Here is a 23135-nt window from a genome sequence, read left to right on the forward strand (position 1 = left end):
CTCTCGATTTCATATTGACGGGCTTCTCATAATTCCATAAATCTGGATATATGGAAACTGAAGAAGCCGTTCTCGCGCTCGCCGCGCTGTCCCAATCGACCCGTCTGGAGGCGTTCCGGACGCTGGTCAGGCACGAGCCCGATGGGCTTGCGGCGGGCGACCTTGCGCGCCTGCTGGAGGTGCCGTCGAACACCCTGTCGGCCCATCTGTCGATCCTGACGCGGGCGCGCCTCGTGACGTCCGAGCGGCACAGCCGCTCGATCGTGTATCGCGCCAACCTCGCCGAATTCCGCGACGTCGCGGTCTTCCTGCTGAGAGATTGCTGCGGCGGGCGGCCGGAGGTTTGCGCGCCTGTCGTCGAGAGCCTCCAAAGCCGTTGCACTCCAAAACGAAAGGGGCGCGTCCGTGCCTGATCAGATCTACAACGTGCTCTTCCTGTGCACCGGCAATTCGGCGCGCTCGATCCTCGCCGAGTCGATCCTGCGCAAGGACGGCGCCGGCCGATTTCAGTCTTTCTCCGCCGGCAGCACCCCGAAAGGCGCGGTCCACCCGCTGGCGCTGCGCACGCTGGAAAGCATGGACTATCCCGCCGACGGGATGCGTTCGAAGAGCTGGCTCGAGTTCGCTGCGCCCGATGCGCCGGTGATGGATTTCGTCTTCACTGTTTGCGACAACGCGGCCGGCGAGGCCTGTCCGATCTGGCCGGGACAGCCGATGACCGCACATTGGGGGATCGAGGACCCCGCCTCCGCCGAAGGCACCGATCTGGAGAAGCAGGCGGCGTTTGTCACCGCGTTCCGCTACCTCAAGAATCGGATCGACACCTTCGTCAGCCTGCCGCTCCGAAGCATCGACCAGCTTTCGCTTGGCACCAGGCTGCGGGAGATCGGCCGCTCCGATGGTGCGACACGCCCCGCGCCGAAGGCCGGCTAATGGATATTTTCGACCTTCCGCGACGGCTGGCGGCCGAGGCCCTCGGCACGGCCATTCTGGTCGCCACTGTCGTCGGCTCCGGCATCATGGCGGAAACGCTGACCAAGGATGTCGCGCTTGCGCTTCTCTGCAATACCTTGCCGACCGGGGCCATCCTGGTCGTCCTGATCACCGTGTTCGGCCCGATCTCGGGTGCGCATTTCAACCCAGCCGTGACGCTGGTCTTCACCGGCAGGCGGGAGTTGCCGGTGAACGAGGCCGTCCTCTACATCATCGCCCAGATCGCCGGCGGCGCGATCGGAACGATGGTGGCCCACCTGATGTTTGCGCTCCCCCTGATCGAGCTGTCGATGAAGGTCCGGACCGGCGGAGCGCAATGGTTCGCAGAAGCCGTCGCCGCCTTCGGACTGGTCGCTACCATCCTTGCCGGCATTCGCTTTCAGCGCGCGGCCGTTCCCTGGCTGGTCGGGCTCTACATCACCGCTGCGTACTGGTTCACCGCGTCGACCTCATTTGCCAATCCGGCGGTCGCGATTGCGCGCTCGCTGACGAACAGCTTTTCCGGCATTCGGCCGGCTGACCTTCCCGGCTTCATTCTCGCGGAGTTTTGCGGGGCGATCGCCGGCATGGTGCTGATGAACTGGCTGCTGGGGCGTGCCGATGCGCGCGACTCCGTCGCCATTGCGGAGACCCGATCATGAGCGTCACGATCTATCACAATCCGGCTTGCGGAACCTCGCGCAACACGCTCGCGATGATCCGCCAGAGCGGCGTCGAGCCCGTCGTCATCGAATACCTCAAGACGCCACCATCGCGCGAGAAGCTGAGAGAGTTGATCGCCGCAATGGGGATCACGCCCCGCGCGCTGCTGCGCGAGAAGGGAACGCCGTACAAGGACCTGGGTTTGGGCGATCCCAAATGGACCGACGACGAGCTGCTGGATTTTATGTTGGCGCATCCCATCCTCATCAACCGTCCGATCGTGGTCACACCAAAGGGCGTGCGCCTGTGCCGGCCCTCGGAAGACGTGATCGACCTGCTGGATGGTCCCGTGGGCCGCTTCGTCAAGGAAGACGGCGAGATCGTCGAAGCCAGGTAGGGTTCCGCGGCTGCATTTGACGCACTCGAATATCAAGTATTGACTTATATAAGTAATAACTTAAATTACTCCCGATAGCCGTTGGGAGAATGCGCATGGAATTCGACGTCGCAAAGGTGCTCGGCCTGGTCACGCGCGCGGTGAAAAACTTCGAAAAAGACGGCAAGCCTGCGAGCACGGTGACGCTGAGTCGCCTCTACGATACCGATGTCGACGATCTCTGGGATGCCGTGACGAGCGCCGAGCGTATTCCGCGCTGGTTCCTCCCTGTCGAGGGCGAGCTGAAGCTGGGCGGCAGGTACCAGCTCAAAGGTAATGCCGGCGGAACGATCACCGCCTGCACGCCGCCAAAGCATTTTGCCGCGACCTGGGAATTCGGCGGCGGCGTAAGCTGGATCGATGTGAGTGTGGCTGCCGTGGGCGCGCAGGCCAGATTGACCCTTGAGCACACGGCGATCATCGAGGACCATTGGAAGCAGTTCGGCCCCGGCGCAGTCGGCATCGGCTGGGACCTCGCGCTTGCCGGGCTCGAGCTACATCTGGCGTCGCGGGCGGCGGTCGATCAGGCGGAGGCCATGGCCTGGATGGGCTCGGCGAACGGCAAGGACTTCATGGGTGAGAGCGGCGAGCGCTGGCGTGCGGCGCATGTGGCCAGCGGAGAAGATCCGGCTTCGGCCAAGGAGCGCTCGGACCGCACGATCGCATTCTTCCGCGGCGAACCGCCGCCAGACATCGCGCATCCGGGTACGGGGAGCTGATGCATCATTTCGATGTTCTTGGCGATCCGGTTCGCCGGCGCATTGTCGAATTGCTCGCTCGAGGCGAGATCGCCTCCGGCGATGTCGTGAACGCGATCGGCGCCGAGTTCGGCATCACGCAGGCTGCGGTATCGCAGCATCTGAAAGTCTTGCGCGAGGCCGGATTTGCAAAAGTCCGGCCCGACGCGCAGCGGCGGCTATATTCGATCGATCCTGCGGGATTCCTGGTCGTCAACGAATGGGTGGCCCGGTTCCGCGATTTTTGGGAGCCGAAGCTGGATGCACTGGCAACGGAAATCGCCCGAGGCAAGCGCCAGCGGCGGAAGGCACCTATGGCACGGCACGGAGGAAAGCGCGCCTGAGTTGCAGGGAACGAGAACCTCCCTCGCTGCGTTCGAACCGTTCAGCGAGACAGCAGCAACGAGGTTCCGACGCCCTGGGAATTCCATTGTGGCCGGGGCCGCTGCATTCACCAAGTATCAATTTTCTGCGCTTAGCCTTTTAGCCCTGCTCCTGAAGCCGGGGTGGATTCATGAGTGAAGCACCAGAACAGGATGGCAAGCGCGTCGTATTCGAGCGGCCTCTCGAGGCGCGCTTGATGGCGATCGACGGAACGTGGCAACGCGCGTGCAAGATCCACGATGTATCCGAGACGAGCGCAAAGTTGGTAGTCGATGGTTCGATCACGGATATTCAAAAGGAGTTCTTCCTCGTGCTCTCGGAGACCGGCCTTGCCTACCGGCATTGCGAACTCTCCTGGGTGAACGGTGAATTCGTGGGGGTCCAATTCTTCAATCGCGGACGGGCAGGCAAGCGGGCTCGCCGCGGTGAAACCCTGGTGAAGTAGCGCTGGTGGTTACGCCGCGATGGCGCTGGCGCGATTCTTTATTCTCCGCGAGGGAACAACACACGGTAAGTCGGCAGGCCTCGCTTCGGCGGGGCCTTTTCGCGACGCCTAGCCGAGATACGTGCGCAAGCCTCCCGCAGCATCCATCGCCGCGCACCAGCCAAACACGATGGCCGGGCCGATCATCGTGCCGGGTCCCGGATAGGTGCCGCGGAAGATCGAGGAGGCGTCGGTGCCGACGGCATACAGGCCCGGGATGACTGTCCCGTCGCGGGCCAGCACGCGCGCCGCGGCATCCGTGCGCAAGCCGGCGCTGCTGGCGAGATCGGATGGCCAGACCGCCACGGCGTAGTATGGGCCGGGGCCGACGGAGCGCAGGCAGGGGTTGGGCTTCGTGTCGGGGTCGCCGTTGAAGCGGTTGAGTTCGCTGGAGCCGCGGCCAAAGTCTTCGTCCACGCCGGTCTCGGCGTAGCGGTTGTAGCGCGCGATTGTCTGGGGGAGCTCGTCGCCATCGACGCCGATCTTTTTTGCGAGCGCCTCGATCGTCTCGCCTTCGATGAGATATTTGGCCTGAAGGAACCGCTCCAGATTCCTGGTGCCGGGATGAACCAGCCCGATGCCAAAATCCCTGATGAAGCTGCGATCGCAGACCAGATGCGCCGGCGCCGTTGACGCGGCCAAGGCGTTCGAGCGCAGCATCGCGGCGACGAAGTCATGGTAGGAATCGGCTTCGTTGACGAAGCGGCGGCCCGACTTGTTGACCGCAAGCAGTCCCGGCTTGGCGCGGTCGAGCATGATGTGGGGGAAGACCGCGACATGGCCGTCGTCCTGCGTCATGACCGAGACGGGCATCCAGAGGCCCGGGCTTTCGAGATCGCGCGTGATGACGGCATCGGCACGTTCGCCTGCCAAAATGCCGTCGCCGCTGTTGGACGGCGGTGCGAGCGAATAGCGGCGCGCGGCATCCGGAAACAGTCTTTCGCGAAGCTCGCTGCTCCAGCCGATGCCACCCGTGGCCAGCACGACGCCCTTGCGGGTGCGGACCGCCAGCTCTCCGGCCGAAGTCTTGAGAACGGCGCCGATGACCGCATCGCCCTCGCGGACGAGCTCGCGGAGCGCTGTCTCGAACCGCAGGTCGACGCCGGCGCCGATGATATCGGCAAACAGCCGTGCGACGAGTGCGTTGCCCATCAGCAGACGCGTCCCGCGCCGGTAGCTGGTGCGATCCAGCGCATGCCGGGCGAGAAGGCCGAGGACATGCGTGAAGTTCGTCCAGGTGCGGAACGGAGCGAGCAGCGCCGGGATGTCGGTCTTTCCGACCATCATGCCACCGAGAACCATGAACTCCCGGCGCGGCGGCCGGATGCGACCGAAGTCTGCGCCGAGCTTGCGGCCGTCATAGGGCTTGGCGCCGAGGGCGCGGCCACCGATCGAGGCGCCCGGCAGGTTCTTGTAATCGGGATGCACAGGCGGCGCGGCGAACTGCACGCTCGTCTTCTGCTCGAGATAATCGAGCACGATCGGACCGGCTTTGAGGAACGTCTCCAGGCGCTCGTCGGTCGCGTGCGCGCCGAGGATCGCGGCGAGATAGGTTTTGGCCGTTTCGAGCGTGTCAGGCGTGCCCGCACGCTGGCTCTGCCGGCTGCCGGGGATCCAGACGGTCCCGGCTGACGTCGCGGTGGTGCCGCCGACCACATCGGACTTTTCGCAGAGGGTGACCTGCAAGCCTTCGAGGGCGCCGACCAGCGCGGCGGTCATGCCGGCCGCGCCGGCACCGATCACCAGGAGATCGGTCTCGATATCGAAGGCGCGATCGACGTCCGGCATCGGCGAGCCCCCTTACGCCGACCTGCGCGCCCTCGCGACGACGGCTTTCGCCGCCTCCAGCGCGCGGCGCGCCCGGGTCTGTGCGTCAACGGTTTTTGCCAGTTGAACGGTCGGGACCTCGATGCTGATCGTTAGGTCATCAGGCAATGCACGCGCCAGGCCAATGAGGTCGATACCGCCCTCGCCCGGAAGCATCCGTTCCTCGCGTGCGGCATGGATGAGCGCCTCCGTCGTCGCCGGGCGCTCGGCCGGGCCGTCGCAGATCTGCCAGTAGTGCAGGCGTTTTGCCGGGATGGTGCCGATATCCGCAAGCGAGCTTCGCGACCGGTCGAAATGCAGCGCGTCGACCAAAATGCCGGCGCAGGGATGATCGACCTCGTCGACGATGCGCATGGCGGTCCTCAGGTCGGGAACGCTGGTCCAGGGCATGAATTCGAGATCGGATGTCAGGCCATATCTCGCCGCGGCCTCGCAAAACTGCCGGTAGCGATCGGAGAACCGCGCCAGATCGGGATCGTAGGCCGCAACGAGAATGTGCTTGGCGCCGAGCCGCGCGCCTGCTTCGAAGAACGGGGTGAATGCGGCGACGTCCGTGTCCGGCCTGAAGGCAACGACTTCGAGATCGGCAACCGTCACGCCCGTGGCCTGCATCCGCCCCAGCGTCTCCCGGAGCAGCGGTTCGTCGTCCATCAGGCGATAGGCAATGCCATCAGGCGTTGCCGGCAGCAGCCTGAGGCCGACCTTGCCGTAGCCGACGCGGGCCGCGACCTCGATCATCGCGGGCGGTGCGAGATCGAGCACGGTCAATGCGGCCAGCGAAAAACCAGACATCACTCGAAATCCGCAATGCGCGCGTCGAGCGCGAACATCGCCTGATAGATCTCCGGCTCGCTCGCCAGCGCCAGGACGTCAGGCGCGATTTCGTCGGCCTTGCGCAAGGCCGATCGCAGCGCGGCGACATCGAGCGCCTCGATCAACAGGAGGCCTGCGAAAAACCCCTCGTTCCTCCGCATGCCCTTTTCCGCCGTCCGCACCGACGTGCGCGCCTCGTCGGTTACGCCGATCTGCACGGCGGCGATGCCGTCGCATGCCACCAGCGCATTCGCCAACTGCCCGCGATCATCGGGAAGCTTTTCAATCCGCAGCGCCGCGATCGTGGCGCCCTCGCCGCGCCCGGCGCGCGCGGCCATGACGCCACCGCCGCGGATGAAATTGCCGAGCTTCGGCATGATGCGCTGCGACCACGGCGTCGGTGCGTTGAGGCGCGCCAGATAGGCCTCGCCGTCGAGCACTTCGGGCGCCTCCAACTCGTAGAGGATGAAGAAGCGGTTGACGTCGTCCCGCGCGGCGCGGAACACGCGCGACGCCAGGAACCCCTTGGTCGTGACGCGCTCGGTCGTGTGCTCGCGCGTCAGCCAGTGCCGATAGTCGGTCAGGTCGGACGTTTCGACGTCGCTCCAGATGGCGAGAAATCCCGCTCCGCGCATCCCACCCTCCTGCTTACGCTTTTCCCACCGGGATCCCGTGCAGCGCCGCCGGGATCGTTGCAGGCAATTGTCCGAGCTTCTGCACGACCGCCAACATCGCGGCGAGATAGCCGTACGGGCCCATGCCGCAAATGACGGAGGTGCAGGCACTCGAGGTGATGGAGTGGCGGTGCAGCTCGTCGCGCGCGTGGATATTCGAGATGTGGACCTCGATCTTGATACCGTCAAAGATCTTCAGCGCGTCGATCAGGGCGATCGAGGTGAAGGAATAGGCCGCGGGGTTCATGATGATCGCATCCGCCTTGCCGTGAGCGGACTGGATCAGGCTGACGAGCTCGCCTTCCATGTTGGACTGATGGAAGGTAACAGATATGCCGAGCTGGTTGGCCAGCGCCTGGCAACTGTCCTCGATCTGCTTCAGCGTCGTCGTGCCGTAGATGTGCGGCTCGCGGATGCCGAGGAAATTGAGATTGGGTCCATTGAGGATCATGATCCTTGCGGCCATTTCGCCCTTCCCTTCCGTTCTTCCTGACGCGACGCGGGGCAATCAGCCGCCGAACCATTTGGCCGGGACCGTCACCAGTCCCGGGAACAGTACCATGGCAAACAGCACAATCAGTTGCGCGATCATGAACGGCCAGACGCCCTTGATGATGTCCTCCATGCTGATCCTGGAGACGCCGCAGACGACGTTGAGCACGATGCCGACCGGCGGCGTGATCAGGCCGATGGCGTTATTGATGATGAAGAGGACGCCGAAATAGACGGGATCGATGCCGGCCGCCTTGATGATCGGCATCAGGATCGGCGTGAGAATGAGGATCGTCGGCGTCATGTCGAGCGCGGTGCCCACGATCACCACGACGACCATGATCGCCAGCATCAGGAGCGTCTGGTTGCCCATGAAGGGTTTTAGCAGGGTGACGACCTGGGCCGAGATTTCGGAGACCGTGATCAGCCAGGACGACACCAGCGCCGCGGCCACCAGGAACATGACCACGCTCGTCGTCACGGCGGAGGAGACGAAGACGTCGTAGAGCTGAGACGGCTTCAATTCCCGGTAGATGCAGGTCGCAACGAACAGCGAGTAGACGGCGACGACGACGGCGGCCTCGGTCGGGGTAAAGATGCCGAAGCGAAGGCCGACGATGATGATGACGGGCAGCATCAAGGCCCAGAAGCCATCGACCACGGCCGTCAGGACCTCCTTCATCGACGCCCGCGGTGGCGGCGTCAGGTTCTCCAGCCGCACCACCCACCACCACGCGATGCAGAGGCCGGCGCCCAGCAGCAGCCCCGGCACGATGCCCGCCAGAAACAGTTTTGAGATCGACACGCCGGCGGCGACGCCGAAGATCACGAACCCGATGCTGGGCGGAATGACGGGCGCGATGATGCCGCCGGCCGCAACCAGCCCGGCCGCATATTTCTTCTTGTGGCCGGCCGCCACCATCATCGGCACCAGCAGGGCTGCGAGTGCGGCGGCATCCGCGGCAGCAGAGCCCGAGAGCGATGCCAGGATGCAGGAGGCCAGGATCGTGACATAGCCAAGCCCGCCGCGGAAATGCCCGACCGCGACGAGGGCGACGTTGACGATGCGCTTGGCAAGCCCACCCTTGTTCATGATCTCGCCGGCGAGCATGAAGAAGGGAATGGCCATCAGCGGAAAGGAGTCCGCCCCGTTGATCACGTTCTGCGCCACGATCTGGGAATCGAACATGTCGATCGTGCTCATCAGCGCGACGCCGCAGACGATCAGCGCGAAGGCGATCGGCATGCCCAGCGCCATGGCGCCGAGCAGCGAGAAGGTGAAGACGGCGATCGTCATGGCGTGACCTTGATGGCGCGGAGGGAGGACATGAGCGCTGTTGTGGCAGAGGACATCAGACCTCCTCCGATTCCCGGACCGCCACCAGATCGTCTTCGCTCGCCTGCCCGCTGATCACCCGGTACAGGTCGTAGAGCAGGATGACCCCGGCGGAGACGCCGAAGATCACGCCGACAGCGTAGAAGATGGCCATCGAAAGACCGGTGGCCGGCGCCCGATCCCCCAGGTTGATGATGGTCTGGCGCCAGCTTCCCGAGAGCAGCAGCCAGTCGGCGAACAGCATCAGGCAGTAGTTGATGATGAAGCAGATTCGCTTGCCGGTGGCCGGAAGCATGCGGACCAGGGTATCGACGCCGAGATGGGCGTGCCCGCGCAACGCGACGATGGCGCCGAGGAAGGTCAGCCAGACCAGCAGCCAGCGCGACAGCTCCTCCGAGATCGCGATGCCGGAGTTGAAGCCGTAACGCAAGACCACGTTGCCGAAGACTAGCACCACCATGACCAGGAGACAGGCGGCAATGACGGCCTTGAGAAGCGAGCAATAGAGATCGAGAAATCGCGCCATGTGAGCGAGCCGTCCAGGCAAATGAAGGGCGAGAGCCGGCCCATGGCCCCCGATGGGCCGGCTCCGCCGTCTGCGTCACGACGAAGGTCTGCTACTTCACATCCTTGCGGATGCGCTCGATCTCTTCGTTGAAGAGTTTTACCGTCTCCGGACGCAGATTGGCCGAAATCTTGTCGACGACGGGCTGGGCCGCCTTGCGCAAACGGTCGGTCTCTTCAGGCGCAATCGTGTTGAACTGCATGCCCTTGGCCTGCAATTCGGCAAGCGCCTTCTCGGTCTGGACGCGCGTCTGGTCTTTCTGGTAGCCGCGGCTCTCCTCATAGGCCTCGCGCATCAGCTTCTGCTCGGTCGGCGACAGCTTGTCCCAGAACGCCTTGCTCACCAGGATGATGTTGAGCGTGAAGGTGTGGTTGGTGGCCGAGACGTATTTCTGCACCTCGTAGAATTTGTTGGAGAGGATCACCGTGTAGGGATTCTCCTGCCCGTCCACGGTGCGCGTCTCCAGCGCCGAATACAGTTCGCCGAACGCCATCGGGACCGGATTGGCTTTGAACGCGCCGAAGGTCTCGAGATAGACGGGGTTCGGAATCACGCGCAGCTTGAGGCCGCTGAAATCCTCGAGCTTCGTGATCGGGCGTGTGCTGTTGGTGACGTTGCGGAAGCCCAGGCCCCAATAGCCGAGCGCGACCAGCCCCTTCGACGGCAGCGTGTCGATCATCGCCTTGCCGTAGGCGCCGGTGCCGAGCGCATCGGCCTGCTCGACCGTGTTGAAGAGGAACGGGAAGTCGATCAGCCCGAATTCGGGAACGACGGTCGCCAGCGACGTCGTCGAGGCCGACAGCATTTCCTGGGTGCCGCCGCGCAGCGCGGACTGCTGCTGCAGCTCGTTGCCGAGCTGGGAGGCCGGAAACTCGCGGACCTTCATCTTGCCGTCGCTCTTCGCCAGCAGGATCTCGGCGAATTTTTTCACGCCCATGCTTACGGGGTGATCGGTGTTGTTCAGGTGGCCCCACCTGATCGTCCGCTCCTGAACATCGTCAGCGGCCGATGCGCCGACCGTCAGCGCCACGAAGATCGCCGTCGCAGACAGCGCCCGTACCAACAAGCTCATTTGTTACCTCCCTGTTCGATCGGGCACGAACGGCGGCTTAAGCCATTATTTTCAGCACCCTCAGCTTAACCAAAAATCATACATATATTTCCAAGTCAAATGAGGATTACAATTTCATATGATATTTTCGCATACATAGGACGAACGTCTCTGCTATATTGCTGGCATCATTGATGGTTCGGCCGCCCATGGCGCCGGGCCGACCAAGGGATCGAAAAGGCATGACGTCACTGGAGGGACGGCCCCTGTCGGCGGGCGACAGCGGCTATCAGCGCATCAGGTCCGACATCATCTTTGGCGTGCTGACGCCGTCGGTGCGCCTCAAGCTCGATGCGATGAAGGAGGATTACGGCGTCAGCATCTCGACGCTGCGCGAGATCCTCAACCGGCTCGCGTCGGAAGGATTTGTGGTGGCCGAAGGCCAGCGCGGTTTTGAGGTGGCGCCGGTCTCGATCCAGAACCTGCGCGAGCTCGCGGACTTGCGCATCCTGCTCGAACACCACGCGATGACCGAGTCGTTCCGTGCCGGCGATGTCGAGTGGGAGGGCCGCGTGGTGTCGGCGCATCACAAGCTGGCGGCGACCGAACGCACCATCCGCACGGAAGGCGACGACCCCGAATTGCGCAAGCGCTATGACGGCGAGTTCCACCAGGCGCTGATCTCGAGCTGCGGCTCGCGCGAGTTGATGCACGCCCACGCCGTCGTGTTCGACAAATATTTCCGCTATGCGCTGCGCTATCGCGGCTCGGAGACGGTCAACCAGCACAAGGCGCTGCTGGACTGCGCGCTGACGCGCGACATCACGCGCGCGAGAGCCGTGCTCACCGAGCACATCAATGGCTGCGTCGCCTACGCCCTCTCCTCCTGGAATGACGGCTGATCGCTTGCGCGGCTGGAATCGGATTTTGGGATGACGCCGAACACGATCCCCCCGCACAAGGTCGAGACCGCGGTTGCGTCTGCCGACATTCTCGGCGAGACGCCGCTGTGGTGCGACCGCTCCCGAAAGCTGTGGTGGGTCGACATCGACGGGCACCTGCATCAATCCCTTGACCCCGCGACGGGCGCGCACGAGGTCCGCTCCTATGACTGCCATTTCCTCGGCAGCCAGGCTCTGACTGCGGACGGCTCCCACCTGCTCGCGCGCGATCTGACCATCCATCGTCGCGCGCCCGATGGCGACCTCCTGGGGCAGCTCTGTGAGGTCGAAGCCGGCCTCGACAACCGCCTCAACGACGGGCGTGTGGACGCGCGCGGCCGCCTGTGGATCGGCACCATGGACAACCAGCTCCATCGTCCGAACGGATCGCTGTATCGCGTGGACGGAGACGGAGGGGTGACGCGCCTGTTCGACGACGTCATCGTCAGCAACGGCATCGCGTTCTCACCCGACAACCGCACGCTCTATTTCACGGATACGCGGCGTTATTGCACCTGGCGGTTCGACTTCGATCTCGATGACGGCACGATTTCCAACAGGCAGCTGTTTGCGGATTACCGGGCCGCGCAGCAACGACCGGACGGCGCCTGCGTCGATAATCAAGGCGGCCTCTGGACGGCGTTCTTCTCGCATGGCCGCGTGGTGCGCTATCGGCCGGATGGCGAGATCGACACGATTATCTCGTTGCCGGTGACCAATCCGACCTGCGTCTGCTTCGGCGGCGACGATCTGAAGACGATGTTCGTGACGACGGCGCGAAAGTTCCTGGCGCGCGAGCAACTGGATTTGGAACCGCAGGCAGGTCATCTCCTCGCCATTCACGGCATCGCGCAGGGGCTTCCCGAACATCGCTTCGGCCATATAGTCTGAGACCGGTATCGTATGCCGGCACCACGAAAGTGGGAGATCGAGATGGACGACCGAACCCTGCGGCTGGCGCTGGAGCGCCATTGGAGCGCCTCGGATGCAAGCGATTTCGAGAGCGAGCACGAGATCTACCACGACGATGCCGTGCTGGAATATCCGCAATCCGGCGAGCGGATACGCGGCCGGCGAAACATTCAGGCGAGCCGCTTCCTGCAGCCGAACAAGAAGCGCTTTGCGGTCCGACGCATGATCGGCAGCGGCAATCTCTGGATCACGGAATTCGTGCTGGCCTATGACGGCATCCCCTCCTACGCGGTCAGCATCATGGAATTTCGCGACGGACGCGTGGCGCACGAAACCCAATACTTTGCCGATCCGTTCGAGCCCGGGCCCTCTCGCGCGCATCTTGTCGAGCACATGGGCTAGAAACGATTCCGCGACAGCGTGATGCGGGCCGGCGATGATGCCGATCCGCCGGGACGGTTTTCGCTCGGACTCCAACAGACCCGATTACCGTTGTTGGCTGCCCATCGCGCGGCGTTGTCCAGCTTTGCGAGGCGATCTGTGACGTCGGCGCAACAGCCTGACCGGCCGCAATGCTCTATAAGAACGCAGGGACAATTGATTTTGACGGAGACATTCGATGAAGCGGTTCGTCGCTGCTCTTGGCATTGCAGTTATCTTCGGCACCTCGGCGATGGCCGCCGACATGGCGCCCCGCACTTACGCCAAGGCACCACCGGTTGCAGCGCCGGTCAATAACTGGGCCGGCTTTTACCTGGGTGCGAATGGCGGTTACGCGTGGAGCGTGGACGACAGCCTGCTCTCCTACAACAATGTCGGCGTGTTCAACGGTGTGGCGCCAAAGGGCGGCTTCGGCGGCGGGCAGCTTGGCTACAACTGGCAGTTCAACAGCGTCGTCGTCGGCCTGGAGACGGATATCGAGGGCAGCAACATCACCGACAGCGGCATCTCAACCGGGGGACGTTCGCAGTTCTACAAGTTGAACTGGTTCGGAACCGTGCGGGGGCGGCTCGGCTTCGCCGTGCAAGACGCACTGTTCTACGCGACCGGCGGTTTCGCCTATGGCGGCCTGAACAAGTACACAACCGGCGGCGTTCCCACCGATTTCACCTACAACAGCACCGCGACCGGCTACGTTGCGGGCGCGGGCCTCGAGTACAAGTTCACGCCGTCCTGGTCGGTGAAGGCCGAGTACCAATACATCAACCTGCGCCGGAACGATTTGTACGATCCCACGGGCGTCAATTTCGCGACCACGCGGAATCTCAACACCGCAGACGACGCCTTCCATACCGTCCGCGTGGGCGTGAACTATTTCTTCGGCGGTCCCGTCGTCGCCAAGTACTGAACCCGATCGATTGCGTGAAGCCCTGGCGGCGTCCGCGGGGTTTGCCGGGACGTCGCGCGGGCGACCTTCGATGTGTCGCCCGCGCTCAAGCATGTTCCGGAAAAGTGCGCAGCGACTTTCCCGCGCGACAAACGCGGCACGCGTTTGCGCGGAGATCTTGCTCAGACAAGGAGCCAAAGCGCGATGACGGTTCGACCTGAACTCATCGCGCTCTAACATCCCAGCCGGTCGGCGATCCCGCCAAAATCCTTCGCGACGATGTCCCAATTGCCGGTGGCGTCAAAGTCCACCTTCTGCAGCGGGCCGTATTCGGTCGGGCGCGCGACGAAGGCGGTCTTGAGGCCGTTCTTCTGGGCGGCAGCGAGATCGCCGTTGTGGGCGGCGACCATCATGACTTCCTCGGGCTTCAAGCCCAGGAGACGCGCGGCGCCGAGATAGGTTTCGGCATCGGGCTTATAGTGCTCGAACAGCTCCGCCGACATCACGAGGTCCCAGGGCAACCCTGCGAACTTCGCCATGTTGGTGAGCAGCGCGACATTGCCGTTCGAAAGCGGCGAGCCCGGTCTTGTTCGCGCGCGGCCGCGAAGTTGCGGCGCATGCATTATTCCAGAATGATCACGGTCGGCTTGCCGGGATTGCGCCTCGGCACGGGCGGCTCCGACGAGTTGATGAACAGTTCAAATGCGCTCAGAACCGTATCGAGGATCAGTGCGGGCAAATACAGCATGGCCATCTTGCACCTCAGATCTTCCATTGTGGGCGCGGCCGCTGACACAACGTCCGACATCACGCATGCGCCATCCGGCGTTCTGCGAATGCGGAGGCGACGAGAGCAAATTGAGCCCCGGAAGTGTGGCCGGGCATATGGGACCAAGGTAGGAGGCGACCGTGTTGGTCGCGAGGTCGGCGCCCGAGCGTTATTGGACTGCTTCCGACGCGAGCAATTTCGAGATGGAGTATGAGATCTACCGCCACGAAACCCAATATTTCGCCGATCCTTTCGAGCCTGCCTTTTCGCGCAGACACTTCGTCCAGCGCATGGGTTAGATGCGCAAGGGCGATTGTGCGTCGCACGTCTCTCGCATAGGTTGTTGCATCTTTGCGCGCTGACGAGGTCTTCGATGCAAGCCCGCCAAGTCTTTACCGCCTATGATCGCGACCTGGCGTCCAAGGACCTGGCGCCCAACGACTTGGCGCCGAAGCAGAGCTGGACGTTCTGCCCGGCATGCGGATCAGCCCTGCTTGCACCGGGCCGGGAGGCCGAGAGGAAATGCTCCAGGATCAACTGCGACTTCGTGCTTTATCGAAACCCGGTTCCGATCGTCGCGGTCCTCATCGTCGACGGCGACAGGTTTCTTCTGTGCCGGCGGAAGCCTGATACCTTCGAGGGCGGCAAATGGTGCCTGCCCTGCGGCTACATGGATTATCACGAAGACTTCCTGACCGCAGGCCGACGCGAGGTGAAGGAGGAGACCGGGCTCGACGTCGAGATCACCGGACTGCTCAGTGTCGCATCCAACTTCCTGCGCCCGGACATTCATACGCTTGCAATTGCGTTACTCGCCGAGATCCGCGGCGGCGTGATGCGCGCCGGCGATGACGTCGACCGCTTGGGGTGGTTTTCGCTCGGAGGAGAACTGCCGGCATTTGCATTTCCGGCCGATCGACACATGGTCGAGCGCTACTTTGCGACGGGCTCCTCGGGCGCGCCGGTCGATCTGGCTTACGCGGGAGCGCGGCTCCATAGGGAGTGACTGTCAGTCCTAAGAGCAGCCCGGATGGGTTGAGCTCTTCGCAAGACCCATCCTTCGGTCTAGCACCCCAGCTTGTCGGCAATGCCGCCAAAATCCTTGGCGACGATGTCCCAATTGCCGGTGGCTTCAAAGTCCACCTTTTGCAACGGGCCGTATTCGGTCGGGCGCGCGACGAAGGCGGTTTTGAGGCCGTTCTTCTGGGCGGCAGCGAGATCGCCGTTGTGGGCGGCGACCATCATGACCTCCTCGGGCTTCAAGCCGAGGAGACGCGCGGCGCCGAGATAGGTTTCGGGGTCGGGCTTATAGTGCTCGAACAGCTCCGCCGACATCACGAGGTCCCAGGGCAACCCTGCGAACTTCGCCATGTTGGTGAGCAGGGCGACATTGCCGTTCGAGAGCGGCGAGATCACGAATTTCGTCTTCAGCCGCGTCAGGCCGGCGACGCTGTCCGGCCAGGGATTGAGGCGATGCCAGCCCTTGGTAAGATGGTCGAGGTCGACCTCGGTGAGGCCCTTGATTGCAAACTTTTCGACGAGCTTGTCCAGCGAGCGACGGTGCAGAACGTCGAGGATGACATAGCCGCGCTCGGGATGCTGGCGCACGTCGTCCATGGACGCCATGTACATGCCGCGCCAGCCGTCAACGAGCGCGGTCCAGTCGGCGGTGATGCCGCGCTGTCTGCTCCACCACATGAAGTCGGTGATCAGACTGGTGCGCCAGTCGACGACGGTGCCGAACACGTCGAAGACGAGGGCTTTGACGGAGGACAGGTCGGACATGGGAGCTTCCTCTGATTGTTCTTGTTGTCATTCCGGGGCGATGCGAAGCATCGAGCCCGGAATCCATTTCACCATCGGACTCTGCCGCCCGATGGATTCCGGGTTCTCTGGGCCGCGCTTCGCGCGGTCCCGTCGCCCCGGAATGACAGATCAATCGAGATGGAACTTCGCGAGTTCGCGGTGCTCGGCCTTGATGTAGCGCACGGTGCCGGTGACAGAACGCATCACGACCGTCTCGGTCTCGATCACGCCGTCCTTGCGGAACTTGACGCCCGAGAGCAGCGAGCCGGTGGTGACGCCGGTCGCCGCGAACAGGCAGTCGCCGCGGGCCATGTCTTCGATCCCGTAGATCATCTTGGGATCGTTGACGCCCATCTTGGCGGCGCGCTCGACCTTCTCGCCGGAATCAAGGATCAGCCGGCACTGCATCTGGCCGCCGATGCAACGCAGCGCGACCGCAGCCAGCACGCCCTCGGGCGCGCCGCCGGTGCCGAGATACATGTCGACGCCGGTGTTGTCGGGGTCGGCGCAGTGGATCACGCCGGCGACGTCGCCGTCGGTGATGAGGCGCACCGCTGCACCCGTCGAGCGCACACTCTCGATGATGCTGGCATGGCGCGGACGGTCGAGCACCAGCACGGTGATCCCGTCAGGGGCGACGCCCTTGGCCTTCGCGAGGCGGCGGACGTTGTCGGCCGGCGAAGCGTCGAGCTCGACCACGCCCTTGGCGTAGCCGGGGCCGATCGCGAGCTTCTGCATGTAGACGTCGGGCGCGTGCAGCAGCGTGCCGCCATCGGCCATCGCCATGGTGGCGATCGAGCCCGGCATGTTCTTGGCGCAGAGCGTGGTGCCTTCGAGCGGGTCGACCGCGATGTCGACCTGCGGACCTGCGTTCATGCCGACCTTCTCGCCGATGAACAGCATGGGCGCCTCGTCGCGCTCGCCCTCGCCGATCACGATGGTGCCTTCGATCGGGAGCTTGTTGAGCTCGCGGCGCATCGCGTCCACGGCGGCCTGGTCTGCCGCCTTCTCGTTGCCGTGCCCGCGCAGCCGCGCCGACGATACCGCCGCACGTTCCGTCACGCGCACGATCTCCAGCGTCAGAATGCGCTCGAGCAAGGCCTGCGGCGGGACTGAAATATGGGTCGACATGTCACACTCCTTCAAAACAAGTCAGCGCTTTAATTCGCGTTGCGCGCAATCGGTTCAATCGCGCTAGTTCTTCTCGATTCGTATCACCTGCGGCCGTCCGCTGATCACCTTGTCCTTCTGCACGGCGGCCAGCGCGCGGCGCACGGCGTCCTCATGGGTCGCATAGGTAATCAGAATGACGGGCACGGGAGAAGCTTTGCCGTTGGCGGGCGCAGCACCATTATTGGGATGGCGCTGAACGATGGATTCGATCGAAATCTTCTGCTCGGCGAGCCGGGTCGCGATCGCGGCCGCCGTACCCGGGAAATCGCGCGCCAAAAGGCGGATATAGTAGCCGCCCTCATGCCGTTCCATCGGCGCCTTCTTGGTGTCGCGGAGCTGTGCGACGGGGCGCCCGAACGGCTTTGCGCGGATGCCGCGCGCGACGTCGGCGATATCGGCCACCACGGCTGACGCAGTCGCCGCCCCGCCGGCACCGGGGCCGACCAGCGTGATCGGCGGAATGCCCTCGCCGTCGATCGTGACCGCGTTGGTGACACCCATCACCTGCGCGATCGAGGAGGATTTTGGAACCATGGTCGGATGCACGCGCTGCTCGATACCCTTGGCGGTGCGCACGGCAACGCCGAGCAGCTTGAGGCGGTAACCGAGATCGTCGGCCGCGCGCAAATCTTCCGGCGCGATGGAGGAGATACCTTCGACATACACGGCGCTTTGGGCAACTTTCGTGCCGAAGGCGAGGCTCGCCAGGATCGCGAGCTTCTGCGCGGTGTCATGGCCGTCGACGTCGAAGGACGGATTGGCCTCGGCATAGCCGAGCCGCTGCGCGTCCTTCAGGCATTCGGCGAACGACAGGCCCTCCTGCTCCATCCGGGTCAGGATGTAATTGCAGGTGCCGTTGAGGATGCCGTAGACGCGGTTGATGCCGGTGGCAGCCAGGCCCTCGCGCAACGTCTTGATGACGGGGATCGCGGCGCCGACCGCTGCCTCGAAGTTCAGCGCGCCGCCATGGTTTTCGGCAGCCTTGGCGAGCTTCAGCCCGTGCCTGGCGAGCAGCGCCTTGTTGGCAGTGACGACCGACTTGCCGGCCTTCAGCGCCGCTTCGACGGCGGACAATGCGGGATCGCCGGAGCCGCCCATCAGCTCGACGAAGCAATCGATGCCGGGATGGGTGGCGAGCGTCAACGGATCCTTGACCCATTCGACGCCGCGCAGATCGACGCCGCGCTTCTTGGCCTTGGAGCGTGCGGTGACGGCGACGACGCGGATGCCGCGGCCGCTGCGGCCCGAGAGCACGCGGGCCTGGGATTCAATGAGACGGATAACTTCGGCGCCAACGGTGCCGAGCCCCGCGATACCCACTTTCAGGGGTGCGACCATACTTTAAGAAAACCTGCCGGAAGGAACTAACGCCGATTGGCGAGCGGAACGACGTTGTGCAACGTTTCGATGCCGCTTTCAAGGAAGCGGCGCACGCCGCGTGCGGCCTGCCGGATACGCTGCTCGTTTTCCACCATGGCGATGCGGACAAATCCTTCACCATGCTCGCCGAAGCCGACGCCGGGCGACACCGCGACGCCGGACTTCTCCACCATCAGGGTCGCGAACTGCATGCTGCCGACGCTGCGGAACGCATCCGGCAGCGGCACCCAGGCGAACATCGAGGCCTCCGGCGGCGGGATCTCCCAGCCGGCGCGGCCGAACGACTCCACCAGCGCATCGCGACGCTTGCGATAGGTGTCGCGCATCTCCTTGATGCAGTCGTCGGGGCCGTTCAGCGCGGCCGTGGCCGCGACCTGGATCGGCGTGAACGCGCCGTAGTCGAGGTAAGATTTGACGCGCGCGAGCGCCGCGATCACGCGCTCGTTGCCGACCGCAAAGCCCATGCGCCAACCGGCCATCGAATAGGTCTTCGACATCGAGGTGAACTCGACGGCGACGTCGATCGCGCCGGGCACCTGCAGCACCGAGGGCGGCGGGTTGTTCTCGTCGAAATAAACTTCCGCATAGGCGAGATCGGACAGGATCAGGATCTCGTGCTTCTTCGCGAAGGCCACGAGGTCCTTGTAGAAGTCGAGGCTCGCGACATAGGCGGTCGGATTCGAGGGATAGCAGACAACGAGCGCCAACGGCTTCGGGATCGAATGCACGATCGCGCGTTCCACGGCCTCGAAGAATTGCGGCGTCGGTTCCGACGGCACCGAGCGGATCACGCCGCCTGCCATCAAAAAGCCGAAGGCGTGAATCGGATAGCTCGGGTTCGGGCACAGGATGACGTCGCCCGGCGCGGTGATCGCCTGGGCCACGTTGGCAAAGCCTTCCTTGGAACCGAGCGTCGCGACGATCTGGGTGTCAGGGTTGAGCTTCACCCCGAAGCGGCGGCCGTAATAGGCGGCCTGGGCCTTGCGCAGACCGTTGATGCCGCGGGAAGCCGAGTAGCGGTCGGTGCGCGGCTTGCCCAGCGTCTCCTTCAGCTTCTCCAGCACATGCGCCGGGGCCGGCAGGTCCGGGTTGCCCATACCGAGGTCGATGATGTCGGCGCCGGCATTCCGCGCGGCCGCCTTGGCCCGGTTGACCTGTTCGAAAACGTAAGGCGGCAGACGGCGGATGCGGTAAAATTCTTCCATGGGTCCAGACTTCGGTTCGTGAGCTCCGAGCAACCGGCTGGGGCAGAATCGCAAAGGCCATTCCCGGCCTTTCAAAGGACTTCCGTCGCCACCAGAAATTCACTCCAAATCAACGACTTAGAGCAATTTCGGGAGAGATCGGATCAGATCCCCTGCCCTGACTTTCAGTTGAATTGGTGTGTTGTAGCACGGTCGCGCGGGCACGCCAGCGATTACCTTGGCGGAGGTTATCCGGCGCTCTCTATTTGGCGTCCTTGGCAGCCGTTGCCTGGCGGTCGCGGGCGGCCATCAGCTCGGCTTCGATCTTGGCGCGCTGCTCGGGCGAAATCGCGCCGGCCTCGTCACGGGCGGGCGGCAGGTCATGAACCGGGAGATAGGTGCCGGCCTCTCGCGGGCGCGGCTGGGTGTCGGATGGCGTCAGGTCGGCGATCTGGCTCGAGCATCCGCCAAGCGCGAACGCCGCCGCCAGCAGCGCGCCGAGCGCAAGCCGCGTCCATTGCCGGTCCGTCAACGCCAACACTGGGAAATCCCCTGCTCGTCCCAACCCACGGCGGGCCGAGACTACTCGCTGCGCGGAGCATTGTCGCCCCCAATGACCCGCGCCCGATCAACGAAGCCCGCCGTTGCGGCTTCAATGTGACAGAACCAGGAAACTTTGTCGCAGTGCAACACATCTTGGATAGCAATTAAGCAGGACGATGCGAGCTTCGCGGTGACGAACGCGGAATGAATCTGTAGTGTTTTCGCCATGAGTACCGTGACGACCGACAAGCCGACCGAGACCAAGTTCGATGCTGAAGCCTTCGCGATGAATGTCGCGCGGGCGATGGAGAACGGGGGCAAGGCGCTCGCCGCCATTTTGCAGCCGCGCGACGGCGCCGCCGTGCAGGACCGCCCGCCGCCCGAACTGACCGAGATGGTCAAGACCTTCACTGCGGTCGCCGAATACTGGCTGTCGGACAATGCCCGCGCCTCCGAGCTGCAGACGCGGCTCGCCAAGGATTATCTCGACCTCTGGGGCACCGCCGCACGCCGCATGGCCGGCGAGCAGGTCGCGCCCGCGATCGACGCCTCGCCGCGCGACAAGCGGTTTGCCGATCCGGAGTGGAAGTCGAACCAGTTCTTCGACTTCATGAAGCAGCTCTATCTGCTCACCACCAAGCGCGCCCATGAGCTGGTGCAGGATGCCGACGGTCTCGATCCGCATACCCGCCGCAAGGCGGAGTTCTACATGCAGCAGGTCACCAACGCGCTGTCGCCGTCGAACTTCGTGCTGACCAACCCGGAAGTGCTGCGCGAAACCGTTGCATCGAACGGCGACAATCTGGCGCGCGGCTTGAAGATGCTCGCGGAGGACATCGCAGCCGGCAAGGGCACGCTGAAGATCCGCCAGTCCAATCCGGACAATCTCGAGCTCGGCGTCAACATGGCGACGACACCTGGCAAGGTGATCTTCCAGAACGAGATGATGCAGCTCATCCAGTATTCGCCGACCACGGAGAAGGTGCTGCGCACGCCGCTCCTGATCGTGCCGCCCTGGATCAACAAGTTCTACATCCTCGATCTCAAGCCGGAAAAATCCTACATCAAATGGTGCGTCGACCAGGGCATCACCGTGTTCGTGATCTCCTGGGTCAATCCCGACAAGTCTCTCGGCAACAAGAGCTGGGAAGACTACATGAAGGAGGGCCCGCTCACCGCGATGGACGTGATCGAGAAGGTCACCGGTGAGCTGAAGGTGCACACCGCCGGCTATTGCGTCGGCGGCACGATGCTCGCGACGACGCTGGCCTGGCTGGCCGAGAAGCGCCGCCAGCGCGTGATGTCGGCGACGTTCTTCGCGGCACAGGTCGACTTCACCCATGCCGGCGATCTACTCGTGTTCGTCGACGAGAACCAGATCTCCGCGCTCGAACGCGACATGAAGGCCGCAGGCGTCCTCGAAGGCTCCAAGATGGCGATGGCCTTCAACATGCTGCGCTCCAACGATTTGATCTGGTCATACGTCGTCAGCAATTACATGAAGGGCCAGCAACCGAGCGCGTTCGACCTCCTGCACTGGAATTCGGACGCGACCCGCATGAGCGCATCGAACCACTCTTATTATTTGCGCAACTGCTATCTGGAGAACCGGCTCTCCACCGGCACCATGGTGCTCGACAACACCCTGCTCGATCTCTCCAAGGTCAAGGTCCCCGTCTACAACCTGGCAACCCGCGAGGACCACATCGCGCCGGCGGAATCGGTGCTGTACGGCTCGCAGTTCTTCGGCGGCCCCGTGAAATACGTGCTGTCGGGCTCGGGCCACATCGCAGGCGTGGTCAACCCGCCCGCCTCGAACAAGTACCAGTACTGGACCAACGACGACATCAAGGACGTCACGGTGGCCCAGTGGATGAAGGGCGCGCAGGAGCACAAGGGTTCGTGGTGGCCGGACTGGCGGCAATGGCTCAGCGGCGTCGATTCCGAGGAGGTGCCGGCGCGCATTGTCGGCAGCGAGGCTTATCCCCCGATCGAGGACGCGCCCGGCAGCTACGTCCGCGTTCGCGCATAGCGCAATCGCGCCCACTTTCGTATAAGCTCAACCCACCAAGATGAATGAATGAGGGGACCGGGTCATGACGCGTGAATTGTTCTGGCTGACGCTGACGGTGATTTTGACCGGCATCCTCTGGGTCCCCTACATCATCAACCGCTGCCAGGTGCGTGGCCTCACCGGCGCCATGGCCAACCCCTCGCGCAACGACAAGCCGCAGGCGGAGTGGGCGAACCGGCTGATGTTCGCGCATGACAACGCGGTCGAGAACCTCGTGATCTTCGCGCCGCTGGTGCTGATCCTCAATTCGATCGACTATTCGACGAAATGGACCGTGCTCGCCTGCGCCGTCTATTTCTGGTCGCGCGTCGCGCATCTGATCGTCTACGCCGCGGGCATCCCGGTGTTTCGGACGCTGGCCTTCACCGTCGGCTTCCTCGCGCAGGCCGTGCTGGCGCTGGCGATCTTCAAGGTGCTGTGAGGCATCCCGAAGGGAGCTGCACGTCCCCTTGATCCGGGATATCGTCGCGTGGGTTGGGACACCGACGCGAAGGATTTTCCGATGCGGACCCTTTTGTCAGCGGTCGCAATGATCGCGCTCGCCGGATTTTGTGGCCAGGCCCAGGCGCAATGCCCCGAATTTACCCGCCTG

At 63.7% G+C, this 23135-nt stretch carries 27 protein-coding genes and 1 pseudogene; 14 read left to right on the forward strand and 14 right to left on the reverse strand.

Features of this window, described 5'->3' with window-relative positions; all coding sequences use genetic code 11:
• Window positions 1-50: 50 nt before the first annotated feature.
• The 7 genes from C2U70_RS05460 to C2U70_RS05490 all read left to right on the forward strand — a co-directional run bounded on the left by C2U70_RS05460 (window position 51) and on the right by C2U70_RS05490 (window position 3637).
• A complete protein-coding gene (locus C2U70_RS05460) occupies window positions 51-413 on the forward strand; it encodes an ArsR/SmtB family transcription factor (protein ID WP_140976890.1) in 363 nt (120 codons plus the stop codon).
• Window positions 406-933, forward strand: coding sequence for an arsenate reductase ArsC (locus tag C2U70_RS05465; protein WP_140976891.1), 528 nt, complete (start codon window positions 406-408; stop codon window positions 931-933). Before C2U70_RS05460 ends, C2U70_RS05465 begins: the two co-directional genes overlap by 8 nt.
• A complete protein-coding gene (locus C2U70_RS05470) occupies window positions 933-1634 on the forward strand; it encodes an aquaporin (RefSeq protein WP_140976892.1) in 702 nt (233 codons plus the stop codon). The genes C2U70_RS05465 and C2U70_RS05470 overlap by 1 nt, the downstream gene beginning before the upstream one ends.
• Window positions 1631-2032 carry an arsenate reductase (glutaredoxin) gene (arsC, locus tag C2U70_RS05475; protein ID WP_140976893.1) on the forward strand — a complete coding sequence of 134 codons (402 nt, stop codon included), beginning with the start codon at window positions 1631-1633 and terminating at the stop codon, window positions 2030-2032. The genes C2U70_RS05470 and arsC overlap by 4 nt, the downstream gene beginning before the upstream one ends.
• 95 nt (window positions 2033-2127) lie before the next feature.
• On the forward strand, window positions 2128-2790 hold the full coding sequence (locus C2U70_RS05480; protein WP_140976894.1) for an SRPBCC family protein: 663 nt from the start codon (window positions 2128-2130) through the stop codon (window positions 2788-2790).
• Window positions 2790-3152 (forward strand): ArsR/SmtB family transcription factor, encoded by a 363-nt coding sequence (locus C2U70_RS05485; RefSeq protein WP_140976895.1) that lies wholly within the window; start codon window positions 2790-2792, stop codon window positions 3150-3152. Before C2U70_RS05480 ends, C2U70_RS05485 begins: the two co-directional genes overlap by 1 nt.
• Before the next feature lie 170 nt (window positions 3153-3322).
• Window positions 3323-3637 (forward strand): PilZ domain-containing protein, encoded by a 315-nt coding sequence (locus C2U70_RS05490; RefSeq protein ID WP_140976896.1) that lies wholly within the window; start codon window positions 3323-3325, stop codon window positions 3635-3637.
• A 108-nt stretch (window positions 3638-3745) separates the two neighbouring features.
• Here the strand turns inward: C2U70_RS05490 and C2U70_RS05495 are convergent, their stop codons facing one another.
• The 7 genes from C2U70_RS05495 to C2U70_RS05525 all read right to left on the reverse strand — a co-directional run bounded on the left by C2U70_RS05495 (window position 3746) and on the right by C2U70_RS05525 (window position 10455).
• Window positions 3746-5464 (reverse strand): FAD-dependent oxidoreductase, encoded by a 1719-nt coding sequence (locus tag C2U70_RS05495; RefSeq protein WP_140976897.1) that lies wholly within the window; start codon window positions 5462-5464, stop codon window positions 3746-3748.
• A 12-nt stretch (window positions 5465-5476) separates the two neighbouring features.
• A complete protein-coding gene (locus C2U70_RS05500) occupies window positions 5477-6295 on the reverse strand; it encodes a sugar phosphate isomerase/epimerase family protein (RefSeq protein ID WP_140976898.1) in 819 nt (272 codons plus the stop codon).
• Window positions 6295-6951 (reverse strand): hypothetical protein, encoded by a 657-nt coding sequence (locus C2U70_RS05505; RefSeq protein WP_140976899.1) that lies wholly within the window; start codon window positions 6949-6951, stop codon window positions 6295-6297. Before C2U70_RS05505 ends, C2U70_RS05500 begins: the two co-directional genes overlap by 1 nt.
• Window positions 6952-6964: 13 nt before the next feature.
• Window positions 6965-7456: a type II 3-dehydroquinate dehydratase gene (locus C2U70_RS05510; protein WP_140976900.1), complete on the reverse strand. Its 492-nt coding sequence runs from the start codon at window positions 7454-7456 to the stop codon at window positions 6965-6967.
• A 42-nt stretch (window positions 7457-7498) separates the two neighbouring features.
• Window positions 7499-8779 (reverse strand): TRAP transporter large permease, encoded by a 1281-nt coding sequence (locus tag C2U70_RS05515; protein ID WP_140976901.1) that lies wholly within the window; start codon window positions 8777-8779, stop codon window positions 7499-7501.
• A 55-nt stretch (window positions 8780-8834) separates the two neighbouring features.
• Window positions 8835-9344 carry a TRAP transporter small permease gene (locus C2U70_RS05520; protein ID WP_140976902.1) on the reverse strand — a complete coding sequence of 170 codons (510 nt, stop codon included), beginning with the start codon at window positions 9342-9344 and terminating at the stop codon, window positions 8835-8837.
• A gap of 91 nt (window positions 9345-9435) precedes the next feature.
• Entirely contained in the window at window positions 9436-10455 is a 1020-nt protein-coding gene (locus C2U70_RS05525; RefSeq protein ID WP_140976903.1) for a TRAP transporter substrate-binding protein, read from the reverse strand.
• A 221-nt stretch (window positions 10456-10676) separates the two neighbouring features.
• On the opposite strand from C2U70_RS05525, the gene C2U70_RS05530 reads away from it, so the two are divergent.
• From C2U70_RS05530 to C2U70_RS05545, 4 genes are all read left to right on the forward strand, one after another.
• On the forward strand, window positions 10677-11336 hold the full coding sequence (locus C2U70_RS05530; RefSeq protein ID WP_140976904.1) for a GntR family transcriptional regulator: 660 nt from the start codon (window positions 10677-10679) through the stop codon (window positions 11334-11336).
• 30 nt (window positions 11337-11366) lie between these two features.
• On the forward strand, window positions 11367-12266 hold the full coding sequence (locus C2U70_RS05535; protein WP_140976905.1) for an SMP-30/gluconolactonase/LRE family protein: 900 nt from the start codon (window positions 11367-11369) through the stop codon (window positions 12264-12266).
• Window positions 12267-12308: 42 nt separating this feature from the next.
• Window positions 12309-12689 carry a nuclear transport factor 2 family protein gene (locus C2U70_RS05540; RefSeq protein ID WP_140976906.1) on the forward strand — a complete coding sequence of 127 codons (381 nt, stop codon included), beginning with the start codon at window positions 12309-12311 and terminating at the stop codon, window positions 12687-12689.
• A 217-nt stretch (window positions 12690-12906) separates the two neighbouring features.
• On the forward strand, window positions 12907-13635 hold the full coding sequence (locus tag C2U70_RS05545) for an outer membrane protein (protein ID WP_140976907.1): 729 nt from the start codon (window positions 12907-12909) through the stop codon (window positions 13633-13635).
• A 212-nt stretch (window positions 13636-13847) separates the two neighbouring features.
• Here C2U70_RS05545 and C2U70_RS05550 read toward each other — a convergent pair.
• Window positions 13848-14192 (reverse strand): annotated as a pseudogene (locus C2U70_RS05550) (HAD-IA family hydrolase); the annotation flags it as partial.
• A 44-nt stretch (window positions 14193-14236) separates the two neighbouring features.
• The gene (locus tag C2U70_RS33650) at window positions 14237-14368 is read right to left on the reverse strand and encodes a hypothetical protein (RefSeq protein WP_283810349.1); all 132 of its coding nucleotides are present in this window, start codon (window positions 14366-14368) and stop codon (window positions 14237-14239) included.
• A 358-nt stretch (window positions 14369-14726) separates the two neighbouring features.
• Between C2U70_RS33650 and C2U70_RS05555 the strand changes: the two genes are divergently transcribed.
• Window positions 14727-15389, forward strand: coding sequence for a nucleotide triphosphate diphosphatase NUDT15 (locus tag C2U70_RS05555; protein ID WP_246666667.1), 663 nt, complete (start codon window positions 14727-14729; stop codon window positions 15387-15389).
• Window positions 15390-15448: 59 nt separating this feature from the next.
• Here the strand turns inward: C2U70_RS05555 and C2U70_RS05560 are convergent, their stop codons facing one another.
• The 5 genes from C2U70_RS05560 to C2U70_RS05580 form a co-directional block, all read right to left on the reverse strand.
• Window positions 15449-16168, reverse strand: a complete 720-nt coding sequence (locus tag C2U70_RS05560) for a haloacid dehalogenase type II (protein WP_140976908.1) — start codon at window positions 16166-16168, stop codon at window positions 15449-15451.
• A 150-nt stretch (window positions 16169-16318) separates the two neighbouring features.
• Window positions 16319-17320 (reverse strand): class II fructose-bisphosphatase, encoded by a 1002-nt coding sequence (gene glpX, locus C2U70_RS05565; RefSeq protein WP_140976909.1) that lies wholly within the window; start codon window positions 17318-17320, stop codon window positions 16319-16321.
• A 63-nt stretch (window positions 17321-17383) separates the two neighbouring features.
• The gene (locus C2U70_RS05570; RefSeq protein ID WP_140976910.1) at window positions 17384-18700 is read right to left on the reverse strand and encodes a homoserine dehydrogenase; all 1317 of its coding nucleotides are present in this window, start codon (window positions 18698-18700) and stop codon (window positions 17384-17386) included.
• Window positions 18701-18726: 26 nt separating this feature from the next.
• Window positions 18727-19947: an LL-diaminopimelate aminotransferase gene (locus C2U70_RS05575; RefSeq protein ID WP_140976911.1), complete on the reverse strand. Its 1221-nt coding sequence runs from the start codon at window positions 19945-19947 to the stop codon at window positions 18727-18729.
• A gap of 241 nt (window positions 19948-20188) precedes the next feature.
• Window positions 20189-20467 (reverse strand): hypothetical protein, encoded by a 279-nt coding sequence (locus C2U70_RS05580; RefSeq protein WP_140976912.1) that lies wholly within the window; start codon window positions 20465-20467, stop codon window positions 20189-20191.
• 228 nt (window positions 20468-20695) lie between these two features.
• On the opposite strand from C2U70_RS05580, the gene C2U70_RS05585 reads away from it, so the two are divergent.
• A complete protein-coding gene (locus C2U70_RS05585) occupies window positions 20696-22501 on the forward strand; it encodes a PHA/PHB synthase family protein (protein WP_140976913.1) in 1806 nt (601 codons plus the stop codon).
• Window positions 22502-22565: 64 nt separating this feature from the next.
• Window positions 22566-22964 (forward strand): MAPEG family protein, encoded by a 399-nt coding sequence (locus tag C2U70_RS05590; protein WP_140976914.1) that lies wholly within the window; start codon window positions 22566-22568, stop codon window positions 22962-22964.
• Window positions 22965-23135 lie beyond the last annotated feature (171 nt).

This window comes from Bradyrhizobium guangdongense (assembly GCF_006483445.1).
GTDB classification, from domain to species: domain Bacteria; phylum Pseudomonadota; class Alphaproteobacteria; order Rhizobiales; family Xanthobacteraceae; genus Bradyrhizobium; species Bradyrhizobium guangdongense_A.